Raw genomic sequence first — 18694 nt, forward strand, 5'->3', positions numbered from 1 at the left:
TCAGCGGGCTGTGCGCCGGGCGGGATTGTCGAAAAACTCTCGGAGGATCTCGCCGCACTCCACCTCGTTGACGCCGGCGAAGACTTCAACGCGATGGTTAAGTCGGCGGTCGCGCAGCACGTCGTAAACCGAACCGACCGCGCCCGCCTTCGCATCCCAGGCACCGAAAACGACCGTGGGCACCCGTGCGGCAAGGATCGCACCGGCGCACATGACGCAGGGCTCGAGCGTGACGATAAGGGTGCAGTCCGTCAGGTGCCAGTCGCCGGTGTGCACGGCCGCCTGCCGTATGGCGACGACTTCGGCGTGCAGGGTCGGGTCCTGGTGCCGCTCCCGCTCGTTGCGGCCCCAGCCGATCACTGTGCCCGCAGGGTCGACGACGATGGCTCCAACAGGCACGTCGTCGGAGACCAGGGCGGAGCGCGCCTCGGTCAGGGCGAGCAGCATCCACTCGGCGTGCTGATCTCGTGCGCTCATCTGCCACCTTAAACCGGGGAATTGCCTCTAGTAGAATTGAGCCTATGCGAGTCCATGTTGCCGACCACCCGCTCATTACGCACAAGCTCACCGTGCTTCGCGATAAAGACACGCCCTCACCGCAGTTCCGGTCGCTCGTGGAGGAGCTCATGACGCTGCTCGCCTACGAGGGCACGCGCGGCGTGCGGGTGGAGGCGGTCACCGTGCAGACCCCCGTGTCGGCGGCTCAGGGCGTGCGTATCAGCGACCCAAAGCCGCTGGTCGTGCCGATTCTGCGCGCCGGCCTCGGCATGCTCGAGGGCATGGTCAAGTTGCTGCCCACCGCTGAGGTCGGTTTTCTCGGCATGGCCCGCAATGAAGAAACGCTGCAGCCCACGACCTACGCCGAGCGGCTGCCCGATGACCTTTCGGATCGGCAGTGTTTTGTGCTCGACCCGATGCTCGCCACGGGCGGGTCGCTCATCGCCGCCATTAATTTTCTGTTCGACCGTGGCGCTGTCGACGTGACGGCAATCTGTATTCTGGCCGCACCGGAAGGCCTCCACGCCGTGGAGCAAGCTCTGGCAGGCCGCGAGGTGACGATCGTGTTGGGCGCCGTGGACGAGAAACTGGACGAACAGGGTTACATCGTGCCCGGTCTCGGCGACGCCGGCGACCGACTCTACGGCGTGGTCTGACAACCTGATCGATGAACCCGGCCGACGTATGCAGGTCCTGCGACCAGCGACACGCCAGGTCGGGTTTACATCAATAATCTTCGATTTTTTGATTCCTTGTCCGGGAAAATTTCACAATGATGTGATGGTGCAACGAATCGCCTAAATGAACGCGGCCCCGCGAACGTGGTGCACGTCATGCAAAGACTTACCGCGACGTCAAATTGACACACGGCGTCACATTCCGCTTTACTCGCAGTTATGACAACAAGCGCACGCCCCCTGACCTCCCTCGAGGCCCCCGGGACTGCCGCCATGATGATGGCCGGCACCCCCGCCATCCGCTGTTGCCGAATGTGCCGCTAACCGAGACTGCCCTTCGCGTCCCCAACCTGACTGACTTCTGAATCGTCAGACCGACGCCCCGAATGCTTTTAGAGCATTCGCCCCAGACCCCCACGGGTCAACTGGAGCTTTTACAGACGGAGATCGCGCTTTCGCGCTTCGTCGGGCTCCCCTCGATCGATCAGTCAAGGACCTCTCATGTCTCTCGCACACATCCACGCCAACCGCCCCACGCACTTCAACCAGCCCGACCTGACGCTGGCGCCGACGGTCGCCGCCCCACGCATTCGCGCCGTCCCGACCGGCACCGAGGCTCGCGGTTTCGTGCTCTACGTCGGTATCGATGAGGCCAAAGCGGCCGCAGCCGGCACGAGCCTGAACCGCATCGTTGAGGCGCTCAAGGCCCTCGCCGTAGACATCGCGCCCTCCGCCGAGACGTATGCCGCCGTCGCCCTGGCCCCCGAGGGCGCTGGCGGACGAGACGTCGACGTCGTGCGCCTGGCCCTGCAGGATCCCGCGGCCCTGGCCCAGCACCGTGCCGAGCCGGAGGAACAGGACCGTGCTCGCAGCGGAGTCGTAGTGGACATCTCCCGCAAGCGCGTCATCCTTGACAACGAGACCGCGGCACTGACCTACAAAGAGTTCGAGCTGCTGCAGTACCTCGTACTGCGCGAGGGTCGTACGATCGACCGTGCCGAAATCATTGCCTCCCTATGGAACTCCGCCGACGAGGACGATACCCCGAACGAACGCACCATCGACGTGCACGTTCGTCGCCTGCGCTCTAAACTCGGCCGCTACGAGGACATCGTGCGCACAGTACGCGGCGTGGGCTACCGCTTTGACCGCCACGCGGACGTCGCCATTCGCCAGTCGACCACGCCGAGCCCCGACCTGTTCTAGACAGCCCCGCAGGCGCCTTTAAACAGGACTGAGGGCCAGTCGCAGAGGCTACGACTGACCCTCTTCCCTTGCACCAAGAGTGTCCTGCAATCACATTTCACGTCGTCCGCCACAGCAAACGGTTGACGCACCTAAAATATATAACGAATAGGTAACGGGCGCCACCTTTCGTCGATAAAAACCCCTGCGAGTTTCATCCCAAGCACCTGACAATCTCCGATCGCGGTGACGCCGACGTCCGTTGCCGGCGGTGCCCGCCCTTGTCGAGTCTCTATCCTTGGAGAACGACGAGGCGAGGAGCCGCAGGTGGTGGATCGAATGATCGCGGTGGGTGCTTGGGAGTCCCTCTTTCGGGCTCAGGTCGCCATCATGCGTAGTTTGGCAGCAAATTTTCCGTCGAAAGAGATTTCGTTCAACGAGTACGACGTGATGTTCAACCTGTCTCGGCAGCCTGACCGGCGCATCCGCTTGCGTGAACTCAACCAGCACGTGCTGCTGACCCAGCCGAGCGTGAGCCGCCTCGTTGACCGGTTGGTTTCTCGTGGATACCTACACAAGCACACCGACCCGACCGACGGGCGCGGCGCCATCATCGAGCTGACGGATGTCGGCCTCGCGCTGTTTCGGCGGGTCGCCGTTGACCACATGAACTCTATTACCCAGCGCATCGGCGAGACGCTCAATGAATTTGAGCTGCAGCAGCTGACGATGCTCTGCGACAAGCTGCGAATCGATTGCCCCGGTGACGACCCGACGCGCCAAGACTAGTCAGGAAGTGGGGCGATGGAACGAGGGCCCTACCCCTCGTCCCACCGAGGCAATCCATCGCAGGAATGCCTTCCTCACCGGGCGCCCGAACATTGCCCGGTGAGAAACTCGGGCGCAAGCATGTACCGACCTGTGAGAACAACCCGCATACAGATGACTTGAACAAAACTCACGTTTGCTGATGCTATCCCAGCTTGGGGGTGGAAACCCTAATCTTGCGCAACCATTCAGCATCCCGCCTACTCTGAAGCCATGCCTTCTCTCTCCGGTTCATCCGTTCTTGTCGTCGGCGCTACCGGTGGCCTGGGCCGCGCAATTGCCCACCTCCTCAGCGAAGAAGGTGCCCTGCTCACTCTGCACGGGCGCAGCACCGCGCGCCTCGCAGAACTCGGCACTTCCGGAGCGACGGTTACTGGCGACCTGAGTGATCCTGGCACGGCCACACAGCTCGTGTCTGCCGCCCTCGCCGCATACGGCCGCCTCGACGGAATCATCAACGCCGCCGGAGTTGTAGCGTTCGGCCCCATGGCGGATGTCACTGACGAAACAATCGATACCCTGATGGCTGTGAACACGACGGCACCCATGCGCCTGCTTCGGGCGGCCTACCCCGCCCTGATCGAATCCTCCGGCGGGCTCCGTGATCCGTTTTTTGTCACGCTCAGCGGAGTTGTGAGCGAGCGCCCGACCGCGAACATGGCGGCATACTCGGCCTCGAAGGCAGCCCTCGCGGCCTTCGGGCAAGCGGCGGGCCGGGAAATGCGGCGGGACGGCATCCGTTTTCTAGATGCACGACCCGGCCACACCGAAACAGGACTGGCCACCCGACCCATCCAAGGGTCAGCACCGCAATTGCCTCACGGCTATCAGCCTGCGGATGTCGCACGCCGCATTGTCGACGCGATCATCTCCGGCGAGCGCGACCTGCCGAGCACCGCTTTCGCAGGATAGGCCCTACCAGTCTGTGCGCGCGCGTTCCTGAGCCGCGACCGCGTCGCGGTCTACAAGACGCCGCAGACCGGCGAGCGGCTGCGCCATGCGGTGATTACCGCGGATGCGCGGCTCCACGCGGTCCAGGAATGCCCAATATCCCGCCGTGAACGGGCAAGCTTCCGGCCCGAGCCGGATCTTCGGATTGAACCGGCATCCCCCGCAGAAATCGGTCATCTTCGAGATGTAGGCGCCACCGGCAGCGTATGGCTTCGTCGCGACAATGCCGCCGTCGGCGTGCTGCGACATGCCCACGACATTGGCCGGCATGACCCACGGCGTTCCGTCGACGAAAGCATTGATGAACCAATCCGACAGCGCCGACGGCTCGTAGCCTCGCTGCAATGACCAGTTGCCCAGGATCATGAGGCGCTGAATATGATGCGCCCATCCGGTGCGGGAAACTTCATCGAGCACGTGGCTCAAGCACCGCGCTTCGACGGCGTCACCGTTCAGTTCCAGAAACGCCGGCGGAAGCGGCTCGTGGGCGGCAAGAAAGTTGCTCTCCGCGACGTAGTTCTCGCCGAGGTGCCAGTACAGGTGCCAGACCCAGTCCCGCCAGCCCATGACCTGGCGTACCACGGCCTCGGTGCTGGGCAGGGGCACCCCACCGGACTGATACGCCGTGACGACCGCGTCGATGACTTCCTGCGGATGCAGGAGGCCCAGGTTGAGTGGAACACTCAACCGCGAGTGGGCCATCGTGCTGTCCCCGATCAGCGAGGCATCCTCGAACGGCCCGAAGTCCGACAGCCGCGTTTCGATGAAATCGTCCAGTGCCGCGAGCGCTTCCGCACGGGTGGCTGCAAATCGGCGCGGGCCATCCGCTCCGATCAGGTGCACTCGGCCTTCTGCGACGAGGCGATCGAGGTCCTGGCGCACCTCCGCGTCGATGTCGTCTTCGATCGGAGTCCACGGGTCGGGCAGACCGAGACCGACCGCGTTCTTCGGCGGAGCCTGACGGTTGTCGTGATCGAAGTTGAAGCGCCCGCCCTCCGGGTCCGGACCGCGCATGAGGACACCGGTGGTCGTGCGCACGTGTCGGTAAAACTGTTCCATCACGAGGCGTGACGCGGGCCGCCCGTCGGCCCAGCGAGCAAAGTCCTGCTCGCTGGTAATGAACCCCCTGCTCGGCAGAACGGATGCTCCCAGTTCGGCGACCAGCGCGCGTGCACCCCACGAGGTGGGGTTGATCACCTCGAGGTCACGACCCTTGAGCACGTCCCGGTAGTGCTCGGTTCGCAGAAACTCTGCGCGATCTCCCAGCTCCCGCGCGCGGTGGCGCAGCGCACTGAGGATGAGATGGGCCTTGGCCCGGTGATAGGTACGCCGCCCCAGCACGGCAGTCGCCTCGACCAGCACGATAGGCCCACCGTCGTCGTAGTGGGGCCCGAGCTGATCGGCAAAAAGAAAACGCGGAGGAGGCATACCACCGAGTTTACGGACGCGCCCTACGCCAAAGGATATTCAAGCGGCTGATCACAAAAAACCCCGTCCGACGCAATGTCGAACGGGGTTGAAGATGTGCGCCCGAAGGGATTCGAACCCCCAACCTTCTGATCCGTAGTCAGATGCTCTATCCGTTGAGCTACGAGCGCATGTAAATCCCGCGAACTATAACGCCCGGAGACAACTTGAAAACTATACCAGCTATCGGGGCACCTGCGCGCCGCGGCCACGATCCCACCGATACCTGCGCCCGTGATCGCCCCGGTCCTTGCGCTGGTCAGCACGGACATGGCGCGCCACCGCCGACAAAATCAACCCCTGTTATCGCGTGTGGTCGCGTGGTTTACTAACCGCGTGAACGCGACCAGCAATACCGAACAGGAATCCTTCGACTATTCCGGCCTGCGCGCCGTCTTCATCAACTGCACCCTCAAACGCAGCCCGGAGATCAGTAACACCCAAGGTGTCGTCGACCTCAGCGCGCGAATCATGCGGGAACAGGGGGTACAGGTCGACGTCATCCGCGCCATCGATCATGACATCGCCACCGGCATCTACCCCGACATGACCGAACACGGCTGGCAAACGGATGCCTGGCCCGCACTGTTTCCGACGGTGCAAGCCGCCGACATTCTCGTGTTGGCCGGGCCTATCTGGCTCGGCGATAACGGCTCGGTGACCAAACGCATCGTGGAACGGCTCTACGCCCACTCGGGCGAATTCAACGACAAAGGCCAGTACATTTTCTATGGCAAAGTCGGCGGTGCGATTATCACCGGCAACGAAGACGGAGTGAAGCACTGCACATCGAACCTGTTGTACAGCCTGCAGCACATTGGCTATTCCATTCCACCCGCTGCCGATGCCGGCTGGATCGGCGAAATCGGACCCGGCCCGAGTTACCTCGACGAAGGATCGGGCGGCCCCGAGAACGACTTCACCAACCGCAACGTGACTTTCATGAGCTGGAACCTCATGCACCTCGCCTCGATCCTGAAAAAGAACGGCGGCATTCCGGCCTTCGGAAACCTGCGCCAGGATTGGGACCGCGGCGAACGCTTCGGCTTTGAGCCCAACCCGGAATATCGGTAGCGCTGCCCACGCCAAGCGCAAAGGATGCGCCGATCGAGCCCGCAGCACAGTACCCCGCAGCAGAATACCTGTTGGAGCGAAAATCCCGTCGATGGTCCTGTCTCAACCGCTGCGCTGTTGCACATGCCCCCAGCCTCGTGCCGTCCTCGGGTGATGTCGATGATCCCCTTGACGTAGGGCCGATCTGATTCAGAGGCAGCCGCGTTGCCCAGTCGTTTACCATGGGGTCATGGCCATCGTCCACTCCCGTCGCGCAGCGGGCCGTGCCAGTTTTCTCGCAATCCCTGCGTTTGCCGTGCTTTATCTGGTCGGCGCGGTGTACTGGCCCCGGCCGCTCTGGGTTGTCGGACTCTATTCGGTCACCAGCCTGATCTGTTTTGCCCTGTACGCAACCGATAAACGCCGTGCCACGTTCGGCGGCTGGAGAATTTCGGAACGCACCCTGCTGTTCTGGGGCTTCATTGGCGGCTGGCCGGGCGCGATTGTGGCGCAGCAGATATTGCGACACAAGACCCGGAAGAGAAGTTTTCGCGTGGCATTTTGGACCACGGTCGTCGTCAACGTCCTTTTTTTCGCTCTACTGAGCACCCCGACATTTGATCGGCTGGTAGCGCAGGCGATCAGCGACTTTGGCGCCCTCTAGTATTCATTGAACTCAGGCCTGGTCGCCGCGTCGTGCTTGGCCTGCAAAATAGCGAGGTTGATCAAAACGAAGGCTTCCAGTCGTTCGCTGCGGTGATCGGCGTAGTCGGGCTCGCGCTGGTCGACAGCCAATTCGATGAGCTTCGACGACACGGCCGAGCTAACCTCTTCACTCGCTGATCTTTGCGCGCTCGCCACGATGCGCGCCACCTGATCGTTGTCGTCGGCGACGGCGTCGAGGGCGAGCGTCAATCGCTCGTGCACGCGGAACCTGAGGGCGAACTGTTTGAGGTCGTGGCGCTGGTCGTCGGTAAAACTCGGCCGCCACTTCATAGCTGCGAGATCTCGTCCCATTCGACTCACCCGTCGGGCATACTCTTCGTTTTGTCGAGCCAGCCGATGCAATTCGCTGCGGGCGTTTTCGGCGTACCGCGCAGAGTCGTAGTCGAAGTGCTCCCGCAGTGCCCCGACGATGATGTCATTTTTCACGGCCATTCTCACGGCCGACACCGCGATAAGCAGGCCTTCATCGACCGTGCGTTCGAGGTCGGGCAGCTCAGCGTTCACGTCGGGTTCACTGACGTGCGCGCGAGCGTCAGCACGACGCCGGGACCGGTTCCAAATGATTGCCACCACTTCCTCGTGCAGGTGACTTCTATTTTATCGGTGAATGCGTTTGCTGCTGCGCGCGGAGCTGTGCGAGGAATTCATCGGCCATGCCGAGTTGGTGAAGCCGAGGGTTTTCATGCCGCGGATGAGCATCAGCCGGGTGAAGTCGTCGGGCGAGTAGAGCCGAAAACCACCATCGGTGCGAGCGGATGCCTTCACGGCGAAGCCGTGTCCTGTTCAGTGCCCCCGGGATACTCATCATGAAGATTGTGCTCACCTGGGTCCGGGCATGTTCTGCCACCCCGGCCGACAGCTTTGTCAGGCAATGGCACTCACGCCGACCAGCCCCAGCGGTACCGACTCTTCGATGCCGCCAGCAGGGTTAGTCGGTGACCACAATCAGCCCGCGCGCGCCCTTCTCCGCATCCGACATCACGTGGCTCACGAACGGATAGGTACCCGCCTCGGTCAGCGTGAGCTCGACGAAGCCGCCCTGGGCTGGCGCGAGCGCGAGCGTCTGCGCCCCACCCGTTCCGGTGCTGCCACCGTCACGCAAAAGGTATTCACCCTCCGAGAACACCGTGTCGAACTGACCTCCGACCACGTGAAAGGAACTCCCAACGTTCGGGCCGGCGTCGAGCACCCAGATGCGCACCTTCTCGCCGACGGTCGCGGTCAGCGGCGCTGCGACATACTGATTCGCGTAGCCGTTGAACGTGACTAGGTCAGGCAGCTGCGCCTGCACCTTGACCGCATCGCCTTCCTCGCCCTGCCGGCCAAGATAGAACTCGGACTGGATCAGCACATATTCGGAGTCGACGGCGGTCAGTCCGGGTGGGTCGATGATGACCGCACCAAACATACCGTTCGCGATGTGGACCGACATGGGCATGGTCGAGCAGTGATACATCCAGATTCCTGAGCGCGTCGCGGTAAATCGGTAGGTGAGCTCTTCGCCGGGGTCGATGGTTTGCATCGGCTTGTCCGGTGCGAGCGATCCGGCGTGAAAGTCGAGTGAATGGCCGATGGTTCCGGCGTTCACGAAGGTGATCTCAAAGACGTCACCGACAGTGCCGCGCAGCGTCGGCCCTGGCGCCGTTTTGTTGTAGGTCCACAGCGTCTGTGTGATGCCCGGCGCCACCTCGGTCTCGGTATTGCTAACGGTCATCGTGCTCGTGTGCACGGTAGCGGATGCCGCCGGCGCCAGACGCGCGTCACGCGCGACGAAATCGCTTCCCGGCTCGGCCGTGGGGTCGATATCGCCGGATGCCGACGCGTCGCTGTCCGCGTTCGAATCGGCAGAGGCGGTCGAGTCCGCACCGATCGCGTTCACGGTCAGCAGCATTCCGAGCAGCCGGTGGCCGCCCAGGGCACACCAGCCGCTTCTGTCGGCGTCGATCATCCCGACGTTGACGGTAGTCGTTGCTCGCGGCTTGACCGAGCCGGACTTCACTCCGTTGTCGAATACGAGGTCGTGGAGCATGCCGTCGGCGTTCGTGAGGGTGATCACCAGGGTGTCGCCGACCGGAACGTCGATCGTGTCGGGGCTGAACCGGGTGTCAATCATCGTGACGTCGACGGTCGTCGTATGGCCAGATGCGCCAGGGCCCGAGGCGAGGCTCGTGTTGGAGGGCTCGAGCGCGACGCCGACGGCGAGGGTTAGCGCCAGGGTCGCCGCGGCCGCGACGAGCATGCTGGTGCGAGGGGCCGGCTGCGGTGCGGGAGTCTCCGCGACGTCGCGCACTAATGGCGGAAGCCCCGCTCCCGGCGGGGTGCGGTTTTTTCGATTAGTGCGCAACGCCCGCACCATCAGAACGATGAACGCCGCGAGGGTCGTGAGGAGAACCGCCCAGAGCGCGGCCGCGACGAAGTGGGGCACCGGCAGAAGAGTGAGCACGAGTGCGCCATTGACGACGCTCGCTCGGAACAGCCCAGCACGATCGAGTTCGCACGCGGTGGCCTTGGACGCCCGCGGTCCGCCGCCGAGCACAACCGGAATCAGAAAACTCAGCGCACCGATCATGATCTGGCCGCCGAACCCGACCGCGAAGTAGGGCACAAGCGTTTTGAGGCCGGCTGCGGCATCCGCCCAACTGGTAGCGGTGACTACGACGGCGCCGAAACCGAGCGCGCACACTGCAAACCAGGCCAGGGCAGCGGTGATAGACCACCCGGAGTAGCTGACGGCGGGCGAACGGCGCACGTGCCCGACCAGCTCCGCGAGCACCCGGGCGAAGCCGACCAGGTAGATGAGCACGCCTGCCGCAGTGATGATTCGGGAGTCGGCGTATGCGCCAGCACCCAGAACCACCAGTCCGGCCAGGAGAGTCGGCAGGGTGGGGCGTGCGGCCGCCCGTGTGGTGGACAGCACCCGGGAGCGCAACACGGTCGGGAGCAGCAGGGCGACGGTGCCAATGACGGTCAGGCCGACCCAGCCGAGCAGGTTCAGCCCGATGTGCGCGACGTAGAGCCGGTCGTAATAGTCACCCGCCGCCGAATTGCCGGGGTGGGCCATCCAGATGCCGAGAGTGACACCGACCACGAGGCATCCGGCCGCAGCAATGTAGTACCGCACGAGAGGAGCGAACCGGGCCGGGAGTGCGCCGCGCAGCTGCCGCACGAGAATCGTGGCGTGCACGATGGCATTGAGCCCGACCAGAATTCCTCCGGTGAGGACAACATGCCACCAGGCACCCGTGATCCCGATCATCACCATCGCCGCGCCGACCGTGTGCACGGTCAGCCGAACGCCCAGCCAGGACCGGCCGCCGGGGGCCGTGTTCTTCAACAGGCTGTCGGCGAAGTGCTGGCTCCAGACCAGGATCGCGGTCGAAAGGGCCCCAAGCAGCAGCAGGTGCACCATGAGCCAGGGCCCGAACGACGATCCCCGATAGAGGACGACGCTGACAATCCCAAGGATCAGCCAGACCGGCACGAGCATTCCGGTGATCTGGTGCCACAGCCGACGCTTGAGGCTCGGTTTCATCTCGAACCGCTACAGAATGCGGGTCAGGCGCAGGGTCCACACATCGGGACCACTCTCGAGGTAGCTGATGCTGAAAGTGTTCGGGTGGTTTCGTTCGAGCTGCGCCAGTAGCGGCAGCGGATCGTGGGACGCCATGAGGTCAAGCGATATTCCGGGCTGAATTGCCTCCAACGCACCGAAGATCGCGGCGTGACGGATCGCGTGCGGGATGGTGCGACTGTCGAGAACGATCGTTTCGCTATCGTCATGACCGCAGGTACACGTGGCCGTAGCTGGCTCGTGCTCGTGGGCATTCGGCCCGGCAGTGATACGGATCGGTTCGGCGGTCATGGTGTCTCCTCAGCTCGGTGCGAACAACAGCACTTCCATTTTAGAGCATATTATTCCGTTTAATACACCGACTCTCGTGCGAGCGGTTAGGCGATCGACGTTGGGACACCCTCGACCGCGGCCACCGGGTGTGAACGCTCAAGCGACGCACCCTCAACATCGACGTTGGGCAGGATGCGCTCCAGCCACTTCGGCAGCCACCACGCCGCGTCCCCCAGCAGGTGCATCACGGCCGGGATGATCAACAGCCGCACTACAAACGCGTCGAGCAGCACGCCGGCAGCGAGCCCCAAACCGATCGACTGGATCATGACCGAATTCGAGAAGATGAAGCCGGAGAAGACCGAGGCCATGATGAGCGCGGCGGCGATGACCACCGTGCGCCCGGCGTGCACCCCGCGCTGTACGGCGAGGCGCGCCGATGCACCGTGCACGTACGATTCGCGCATGCCGCTGACCAGAAATAGCTGGTAGTCCATCGCCAGTCCGAACAGAACACCGACAACGAGAATAGGCAGGAAGCTCAAGATAGGTCCAGGGTCATGGATGCCGAACACTGCACCGAGCCAGCCCCACTGGAAGACCGCCGTGATCGCCCCAAAGGATGCGAACAGCGACAATACAAAGCCCAGGGTTGCGGTTACCGGCACCAAGATCGATCGGAACACGAAGATCAGAATGATCAGTGAGAGCCCCACGACAACGAGAAGGTACAGCGGGAGCGCGGCGGCGAGTTTTTCGCTCACATCGATGTTTCCGGATGCGTTGCCGGCTACGCCGAGGGATGCGACACCGTCGAGGTTGATTCCTCGGAGGTCACGCACGAGTTGCTCTGTTGATTCGCTGTTTGGCCCCTCGGCGGGGATGACCTGGAAAGCGAGAAGCAGGTCATCGTCGGATGCTCCGATCGGCGCGACGGCGACGACGTCGTTCTCGGCACGGAGCGCTGTTCCGATGCGCACCTGTTCAGCGAGCAGTTCCTCATCCGTGATGGCTGTCTCGAGATCGGCGACGACGAGCAGCGGGCCATTCACACCGGCCCCAAATTTGTCATCGGCGAGTTTGTAAGCGTTGTACGCGCTCGAGCCCAGCGGTTCGGACGAGCCAGCGGGGAGTCCGAGGCGCATCGAGAGCGCGGGGATGGCCACGACAAGCAGAACGACGATGCCCACGACCACCGTGACGACGGCGCGTACGGTGTTCATCGGCTTGACGGGCACCCGAGCCTGGTTGCTGGCGTGGCCGACCCGCGCGCGGGCCTTCTTCGTGAGGATCTTCGTGCCGACCAGGCCCAGCACGGCCGGCGTGAGCGTGATCGCAATGAGAATGGCGACGAAGACGCAGACGGCACCGACCGTGCCCATGAGCCCGAGAAAGGGGATGCCGGTGAGGTTGAGGGCGAGCAGGGCGATGAGTACCGTCGCACCCGCAAACACGACAGCATTGCCGGAGGTCCCGTTCGCCAGCCCGATCGACTCCTGCAGGTGCAGGCCATGGCTCAGTTGGGTGCGATGCCGATTGAGAATGAAGAGCGAGTAGTCGATGCCGACTGCGAGCCCCAACATCACTCCCAGAACCGGAGTGACGGAGAGCATCTCGACGGCCCCGGACAGTGCGAGTGAAGCGAGCACGCCAACGCCCACGCCGATCAACGCGTTCAACAAGGGAAGTCCCGCACCGATCAGGGTGCCCAGCATGACCCACAATACGATGGCCGCCACGATCACGCCGCCGATCTCCCCCGGGCCGAGAATCTCGGGAATGCTGGAGGCAATGTCGTTGGAGACTTCAGCCGTGACACCGTCGATCCCGGAGTCGTTCATCTGCGCGACAACGGCTTCCTTCGACTCTGCCGATACCAGGCTGAGCGAGGTGTCGAACTGCACGCTCGCAATGGCGGTCGTCTCGTCGGTCGAGACCTGACGGATGCTCGCGGCCAGGTCGAGCAGATCCGCTCCCTGTTCGAGCATGGTGCTCTGGGTTTCGAGTTCCGTGCGGCTCGCATCCAGGGTGGCTTGTTGCTCGGCAATCGCGGTCAGACCCGCGTCGATCTGCGCTTGCTGTGCATCGAGCATCCGTTGAGCAGCAGCGAGTTGGCCCGCCGCCTCGGCCTGCGCGCGGCTGGTATCGAGCTGGGCCTGTCCAGCCGCGGCCTGGGCCGTTGCCGCATCGATCTGCGCCTGCCCCGCGTCGATCCGTTCCGTTCCAGCGGCGATCTTCTGCCGCCCGTCGACGACCTGCTTCGCCTGGTCATCGATCTGGGCTTGAGTATCGAAGGGATTCGTCGCCGATTTCACATTGTTTAGACCGATCGCGCGTGTGAGCAGGGCGCCGATGGCGGTTTTCTGTGCGCCGGTGAAGGCGGAGTCGTCGGTCGTGGTGAACAAGACTGTGCCCCGCCCGCCGCTGGCTGCCGGGAACTTCGCCGCCAGCTCGTCACTGACCTTCTGAGTGGCGGTGCCGGGGATGCTGACGGACGACGTGAGAGTGCCACCGAAGGCAGCGAACGCAGCAACGGCAAGTCCGAGAATGACCACCCACGCAACGATGACTAGCCACGCTCGGCGGGCGGAGAACCGGCCCAGTCGGTAGAGAAGCGATGCCATATTCTCAATTTCTTGTTCGGGTGAGGTGTGGTCGAATGACCGGGGTGGCGTCTCGCGTCGCGTCATCGGGAGTCGAGGTGGTGGATCACCAGCGGAATGCGTGCGGTCAGTTGGAAGGCGCGTATCCGGCACGGAGCGTGACGATGAGGCGGTCGAGCAGTTCGTGCCAGACAGTGCGGGAGGATGCGTCGAGCGTCCCACCCGTGCGAGCCAACCAGTGCGCCGATACGATGGCGATGCCGTTCATCACCGAGCTGACCAGAACGGAAACCTCGAATTCGTCGATCGCGCTGGTGCGATCGGCGATCTCCGTTGAGAGCTGTTCGGTCGTGCGGGTGAAGACGTCACCGATGCTGTGCCGGGAGCGACCGTTTTCGCCCTCGACCGTGAGCACGCCGGCGAGGTAGGCGACCACGGGCGGCAGGTCGATGGTGCGCAGTGCCGTCGTGATCTCATCGAACAGGGCGTCGCGACTGCCGTCTCCGAGCGGGGTGGATGCCGTCGCCGCACGGAATTCGTCGACGGTGGCGCTGAGCACCCGCGTACAGGTGGTCATGATCACATCGTCGAGCGATGAGAAGTGGTTGAAAACCGTGCGCCTCGAGACGTCGGCGCGGTCCGCGAGTTCGTCAACGCTGAATTGTGGTTTGCCTCGCTCGCGAATGAGCGAATCGGCAGCATCCAGAATAGCTTGGCGGTACCGCGCCTTCAGGTCGGCGCGGCGATCCGGGGCGGTGCTGAGTGAAATCACTTGCTTACACTAAGTGCAACGACGCACAAAGTGCAAGATGCACTCTAGTGAACTGCTTCTTGCTCAGTGCCCGCGAGTGATCCACTCTTCGCGGTGGTCCGCCTCGTCGCCGATCAGCGTGGACTGACCGTGGCCGGTGCGCACCACGGTGGCCGCCGGCAACGTGAGCAGCGCAGTGGTGATGGAGTCGATGATCGTCGGGAAATCGCTGAAGGATCGGCCGGTAGCGCCCGGCCCGCCGTGGAAAAGCGTGTCGCCACTGAACACCGTGCCGAGTTCCGGCGAAGAGAAGCAGACCGATCCTGGTGAGTGCCCCGGCGTGTGTAGCACCTCAAGCTCGATTCCGGCAACGGCGATGCGCTGGCCGTCTTCCAGCGCGTTCGGGCGCGGGCTCGCCGCAGCATCCGCTGGAAGGACCATCTCCCACAGCATGGTGTCGGCTGGGTGCAGCCAGACCGGGGCGCCCGTTGCCGCGCTCACGCTGGCGGCTGCACCGATGTGGTCGTTGTGCCCGTGGGTGCACAGGATGGCCAGGAGCTTACGGTCGCCTACGGCCTTCAGGATCGCGTCGGCGTCGTGGGCGGCATCAATGACGACGCATTCGGTGTCGTCGCCAACGATCCAGACGTTGTTGTCGAGGTCCCAGGTGCCGCCGTCGAGGCTGAATGTGCCGACGGTGACGAGGTGGTCAATGCGCGCGGTCATCAGAGCACCACCACCGAGCGCAGCACGTCGCCGAGTGCCATTTTCTCAAATGCAGCCTCGATTTCGCCGATACCGATCTTCTCGCTGACGAATTCGTCAAGCGGTAGCCGTCCCTGCAGGTACAGGTCGGTCAGCATGGGAAAATCGCGCTCCGGCAGGCAGTCGCCATACCAGCTAGATTTAAGCGAGCCGCCGCGCCCAAAGACGTCGATCAGTGGGATTTCGAGCATCATCTCGGGGTTCGGCACCCCGACCAGCACGACCGTGCCGGCAAGGTCCCTGGCGTAGAACGCCTGCCGCCAGGTTTCGGGACGGCCGACCGCGTCGATGACGACGTTGGCGCCGAACCCGCCGGTCAATGCCTGCACGGCTGCGACGACGCCCGCCTCATCGAGGTTCGACGAGTCGATGCTGTGCGTGGCGCCGAGTTGCGCGGCCTTCGCGAGCTTCTTGGGGTCGCGGTCGATGGCGATGATGACGGATGCTCCAGCCAGGCGTGATCCCACGATCGCAGCATCCCCCACCCCGCCGCAGCCGATCACGGCGACCGAGTCGCCTCGACCGACATTGCCCGTGTTCATGGCCGCTCCGATGCCAGCCATGATGCCGCAGCCGAGGAGTCCGACGGCCGCGGGGTCGGCATCCGGATTCACCTTGGTGCACTGCTTGGCGTGCACGAGGGTTTTCTCGGCGAAGGCGCCGATGCCGAGGGCCGGGCTGAGCTCGGTGCCGTCGGTGAGGGTCATCTTCTGGGTCGCGTTGAAGGTGTTGAAGCAGTACCAGGGTTCGGCGCGCTTACAGGCCCGACATTCGCCGCAGACGGCGCGCCAGTTGAGCACCACGAAGTCGCCGACCGCGACGTGGGTGACGCCTTCGCCGATGACGCTGACGCGCCCGGCGGCTTCATGCCCAAGCAAGAAGGGGAAGTCGTCATTGATGCCGCCCTCCTTGTAGTGAAAGTCGGTATGGCAGACGCCACACGTTTCGATGTCCACGATGACTTCGCCTGGACCTGGATCGGGGATGACAATTTCGACCAGTTCGACCGGCGCGCCCTTGGAGCGGGCGATGACGCCTGAGACTGTGGTGGGCATGGAGCTCCTCCGATCGAGGGTGACTAGGACTCTTTCACCTTATCGGAGGCGCTCGCGTGACGGCGGTCTCCTGACAGCGGTCCAGAAGCCACGCGCAAATCAGGAACGAGCAATTGCTCGTTTCGCACACGCCCCCGCGAATACGACCCACTGCATGTGCTGATGAGTTCGCGGAAATGCACCGAGTACCAAAAGATCGAGCGACTGACGACAATCGAAGACAGGGTTAGTCGGCCATGCGTGCGCGACGGAAAAGGGAGCGACGGCGCCGTGTCGGGCGCACTTGACTTTCGCCCGCTAGAGGTGTGGCAGGAGTTGATGATGCGGGTGTCCGCACGAGTTCAACGTGGGAATACTCGGAACATTGAATAATGAATTCGTGAACAGATATACCTCGCCCGAAGAATGGATTTCGGCGGAACACCGCCTCTTTCCCGCACGTTTTGCACCGAGAAACTAAATGATTTAGTTCTGGCGCAACGCGCCTAGCCGTTCCTGGGCTCCATCTCCCTGTTCGAACTTTGATATAAGAGGTACCGCTAGCACGGTCGTCGAGATCCGCGCCTAACCAGATGCCGTCAACAATAAGGCCCCTGCGGTCTATGGGGTCGATCAGCACCGCAGGAACGTGTCCAAACTGATTTACCCGCACCAGAACGATCGAAGGTGCTTGGGAGGCTTCCTCATGAAGAAGAAGAACTGTCACAACCCGTGCATCTCTCAATAAATAGTTCCTTCGACGAGTTCCCTGCAAGGGCGTGGACACGAGCGCAACATGGGCTCAATCTCGTCTCGTCGATCCGGTCACTTCCCCGGCGTGGGTCCCGGAGAGTGCGCGTCTGGCGTTTGGCAGTTATAACGCGAGGCAGGACACAAAGAAGTGAAAACCCACATTCTGGGCTAACGTCTCATCTTATGGGTCCAATCGTTTGGCCGAACACAACGACTTGGGGACCCCCTAACTCAGCCCACCCCATCGGCCACCCCGCTTCCACTCAGTCTGTTCGAGTGCATCGACCCGCCACCGGACTTCTGAGGCCGTGTAGCGCCGGCGACCACGTCGTGCAGTGAGGAGAATCTTTCGTGCCACGCCGAACGCGTATCGTCGTGCATCTTCGGTGCCGGCCGGCACCGCGCGCTCCTTCCGCCACAGAACAAGCAACGTATCAGCTACCGCGTCTGCGGCATCCTCACGATCATCTAACCGATTCAAGAAATAGCCGAGAAGGTCCGGGATCAGTTCCCGCATAACGTCCTGAAGGGGCACGACCACCGCGACCTGGTCCACGAATACGAGCCCATCGATTCCCTCAACGGTGCTCACAGCGGCTCAGGGATGTATTTGGCGAAGAGCTCCGCAATGAGGGCATCACGGTCAATGCCATCCCAGGCCGGGTTGCCGTCATATTGTGCCGCGGCCTGCGCGACCTCAGCGTTACCGTCGGCCATTTCAGCTACGAATCCGGCCATTAGCTTAGTGACACCCCCGCCGTCCGTGGCCACTAGTGCCGGCCAGGTTGGAGTGTCCTCCAACACAGCAATGGCGGCATTCATCCTGGCTTGATCTCCTGCGTCGTGGGCGGCGATCCATTCACTCATCCACGCGGAGTACACGACGGTTTCAAAACTGCGCTGCACATTCAACTCCGGGGTCAGCGCAGGCGTCGTCGCCTGCTGCGCTACGACCCGCGCGATAACCCCTTGCTGTGTCTGACCGGGCGCGATCGGCAGCCACTGCGGATAGATCGAGGCCGCGTACTCGGGAAAATCGGATGCGGCGGTATCGATCATTTTCTCGCTCGGACTGGCGACACTATCCACAGACGGATTCAAAACAGTTTGCGCCAGAAACTTCTGCACAATGTCAGCGGTCGCTGGTCCAGCCACAATACCGCCGAGCACTATCGCAACCGCCGCCGTTGCGGCCGTGGCACGCGTTCGCAGCGTTCGGCCTCGAGCCGTCGCACGGGTATCGGAAATGAGCGCAGATACCACTCCAGAGGGAAGAATCTCGCCCCGTACTTCTACTCGACCACTTCGCAGTCGCCCGTCAAGTTCATCATCAGTGATTGCCGTGAACCTCGTCCTCTCATCAGCCTTATACCTAGGACATGACCGGCCGAGGTCAAAGTGTGACACTGACGTATGAAATCGGCGAATACAATTTCGCGTCTCTAAAGGGGAAGGCGGATTCAACCGGTCGTCGCAACGATGGGCTTTTCTGGCTCTGACAATAGTCGTTGCATGGCTTGAGCGGGTGTGATGCCGCCGAGCGTTTTGCGGGGTCGATT

The 18694-nt window shown here is 63.0% G+C and carries 17 protein-coding genes, 1 tRNA gene and 1 pseudogene; 6 read left to right on the forward strand and 13 right to left on the reverse strand.

The window, feature by feature from the left end; genetic code table 11:
- Entirely contained in the window at positions 1-477 is a 477-nt protein-coding gene (tadA, locus tag E3T39_RS06855) for a tRNA adenosine(34) deaminase TadA (protein ID WP_134513936.1), read from the reverse strand.
- A 44-nt stretch (positions 478-521) separates the two neighbouring features.
- On the opposite strand from tadA, the gene upp reads away from it, so the two are divergent.
- From upp to E3T39_RS06875, 4 genes are all read left to right on the forward strand, one after another.
- Entirely contained in the window at positions 522-1154 is a 633-nt protein-coding gene (gene upp, locus E3T39_RS06860; RefSeq protein WP_134513937.1) for a uracil phosphoribosyltransferase, read from the forward strand.
- 522 nt (positions 1155-1676) lie between these two features.
- On the forward strand, positions 1677-2381 hold the full coding sequence (locus E3T39_RS06865) for a winged helix-turn-helix domain-containing protein (protein ID WP_134513938.1): 705 nt from the start codon (positions 1677-1679) through the stop codon (positions 2379-2381).
- Positions 2382-2687: 306 nt separating this feature from the next.
- Entirely contained in the window at positions 2688-3149 is a 462-nt protein-coding gene (locus E3T39_RS06870; RefSeq protein ID WP_420898146.1) for a MarR family winged helix-turn-helix transcriptional regulator, read from the forward strand.
- A gap of 252 nt (positions 3150-3401) precedes the next feature.
- Positions 3402-4100, forward strand: coding sequence for an SDR family NAD(P)-dependent oxidoreductase (locus E3T39_RS06875; RefSeq protein ID WP_134513939.1), 699 nt, complete (start codon positions 3402-3404; stop codon positions 4098-4100).
- Positions 4101-4103: 3 nt separating this feature from the next.
- On the opposite strand, the gene E3T39_RS06880 is transcribed toward E3T39_RS06875, so the two are convergent.
- Both E3T39_RS06880 and E3T39_RS06885 read right to left on the reverse strand, forming a co-directional pair.
- Positions 4104-5567, reverse strand: coding sequence for a cryptochrome/photolyase family protein (locus tag E3T39_RS06880; protein WP_134513940.1), 1464 nt, complete (start codon positions 5565-5567; stop codon positions 4104-4106).
- Positions 5568-5664: 97 nt separating this feature from the next.
- Positions 5665-5737 (reverse strand) — tRNA-Arg (locus tag E3T39_RS06885).
- A 205-nt stretch (positions 5738-5942) separates the two neighbouring features.
- Between E3T39_RS06885 and E3T39_RS06890 the strand changes: the two genes are divergently transcribed.
- Entirely contained in the window at positions 5943-6680 is a 738-nt protein-coding gene (locus E3T39_RS06890; RefSeq protein WP_241979552.1) for a flavodoxin family protein, read from the forward strand.
- Between the two features lie 229 nt (positions 6681-6909).
- Complete coding sequence (locus tag E3T39_RS06895) at positions 6910-7323, forward strand: DUF1294 domain-containing protein (RefSeq protein WP_134513941.1); 414 nt, start codon at positions 6910-6912, stop codon at positions 7321-7323.
- Here the strand turns inward: E3T39_RS06895 and E3T39_RS06900 are convergent.
- The 10 genes and pseudogenes from E3T39_RS06900 to E3T39_RS06945 all read right to left on the reverse strand — a co-directional run bounded on the left by E3T39_RS06900 (position 7320) and on the right by E3T39_RS06945 (position 18263).
- Complete coding sequence (locus E3T39_RS06900) at positions 7320-7955, reverse strand: hypothetical protein (RefSeq protein ID WP_134513942.1); 636 nt, start codon at positions 7953-7955, stop codon at positions 7320-7322. The two genes, E3T39_RS06895 and E3T39_RS06900, sit on opposite strands and share 4 nt — an antisense overlap.
- Before the next feature lie 93 nt (positions 7956-8048).
- Positions 8049-8150: pseudogene (locus tag E3T39_RS16395) on the reverse strand (MerR family transcriptional regulator); the annotation flags it as partial.
- 163 nt (positions 8151-8313) lie between these two features.
- Positions 8314-10917, reverse strand: coding sequence for a multicopper oxidase domain-containing protein (locus tag E3T39_RS06910; protein ID WP_134513944.1), 2604 nt, complete (start codon positions 10915-10917; stop codon positions 8314-8316).
- Positions 10918-10926: 9 nt separating this feature from the next.
- A complete protein-coding gene (locus tag E3T39_RS06915; protein WP_134513945.1) occupies positions 10927-11247 on the reverse strand; it encodes a DUF2249 domain-containing protein in 321 nt (106 codons plus the stop codon).
- Positions 11248-11333: 86 nt separating this feature from the next.
- Positions 11334-13853 (reverse strand): MMPL family transporter, encoded by a 2520-nt coding sequence (locus tag E3T39_RS06920; protein ID WP_134513946.1) that lies wholly within the window; start codon positions 13851-13853, stop codon positions 11334-11336.
- Between the two features lie 106 nt (positions 13854-13959).
- A complete protein-coding gene (locus E3T39_RS06925) occupies positions 13960-14604 on the reverse strand; it encodes a TetR/AcrR family transcriptional regulator (protein ID WP_134513947.1) in 645 nt (214 codons plus the stop codon).
- Between the two features lie 63 nt (positions 14605-14667).
- Positions 14668-15309, reverse strand: coding sequence for an MBL fold metallo-hydrolase (locus tag E3T39_RS06930; RefSeq protein ID WP_134513948.1), 642 nt, complete (start codon positions 15307-15309; stop codon positions 14668-14670).
- Entirely contained in the window at positions 15309-16403 is a 1095-nt protein-coding gene (locus E3T39_RS06935) for an S-(hydroxymethyl)mycothiol dehydrogenase (RefSeq protein WP_134513949.1), read from the reverse strand. The genes E3T39_RS06930 and E3T39_RS06935 overlap by 1 nt, the downstream gene beginning before the upstream one ends.
- A gap of 958 nt (positions 16404-17361) precedes the next feature.
- Positions 17362-17652 carry an RNA polymerase sigma factor gene (locus E3T39_RS16695; protein ID WP_420898151.1) on the reverse strand — a complete coding sequence of 97 codons (291 nt, stop codon included), beginning with the start codon at positions 17650-17652 and terminating at the stop codon, positions 17362-17364.
- Between the two features lie 71 nt (positions 17653-17723).
- The gene (locus E3T39_RS06945) at positions 17724-18263 is read right to left on the reverse strand and encodes a hypothetical protein (RefSeq protein ID WP_134513951.1); all 540 of its coding nucleotides are present in this window, start codon (positions 18261-18263) and stop codon (positions 17724-17726) included.
- Positions 18264-18694: the final 431 nt, after the last annotated feature.

Origin of the sequence: Cryobacterium suzukii (assembly GCF_004403185.1) — a bacterium.
GTDB classification, from domain to species: Bacteria; Actinomycetota; Actinomycetes; order Actinomycetales; family Microbacteriaceae; genus Cryobacterium; species Cryobacterium suzukii.

Coding starts and splice junctions, on each gene's coding strand:
- tadA (WP_134513936.1), bottom strand. CDS start 477: ATGAGCGCACGAGATCAGCACGCCGAGTGGATGCTGCTCGCCCTGACC.
- upp (WP_134513937.1), top strand. CDS start 522: ATGCGAGTCCATGTTGCCGACCACCCGCTCATTACGCACAAGCTCACC.
- E3T39_RS06865 (WP_134513938.1), top strand. CDS start 1,677: ATGTCTCTCGCACACATCCACGCCAACCGCCCCACGCACTTCAACCAG.
- E3T39_RS06875 (WP_134513939.1), top strand. CDS start 3,402: ATGCCTTCTCTCTCCGGTTCATCCGTTCTTGTCGTCGGCGCTACCGGT.
- E3T39_RS06880 (WP_134513940.1), bottom strand. CDS start 5,567: ATGCCTCCTCCGCGTTTTCTTTTTGCCGATCAGCTCGGGCCCCACTAC.
- E3T39_RS06895 (WP_134513941.1), top strand. CDS start 6,910: ATGGCCATCGTCCACTCCCGTCGCGCAGCGGGCCGTGCCAGTTTTCTC.
- E3T39_RS06910 (WP_134513944.1), bottom strand. CDS start 10,917: ATGAAACCGAGCCTCAAGCGTCGGCTGTGGCACCAGATCACCGGAATG.
- E3T39_RS06915 (WP_134513945.1), bottom strand. CDS start 11,247: ATGACCGCCGAACCGATCCGTATCACTGCCGGGCCGAATGCCCACGAG.
- E3T39_RS06920 (WP_134513946.1), bottom strand. CDS start 13,853: ATGGCATCGCTTCTCTACCGACTGGGCCGGTTCTCCGCCCGCCGAGCG.
- E3T39_RS06930 (WP_134513948.1), bottom strand. CDS start 15,309: ATGACCGCGCGCATTGACCACCTCGTCACCGTCGGCACATTCAGCCTC.
- E3T39_RS06935 (WP_134513949.1), bottom strand. CDS start 16,403: ATGCCCACCACAGTCTCAGGCGTCATCGCCCGCTCCAAGGGCGCGCCG.
- E3T39_RS16695 (WP_420898151.1), bottom strand. CDS start 17,652: ATGCGGGAACTGATCCCGGACCTTCTCGGCTATTTCTTGAATCGGTTA.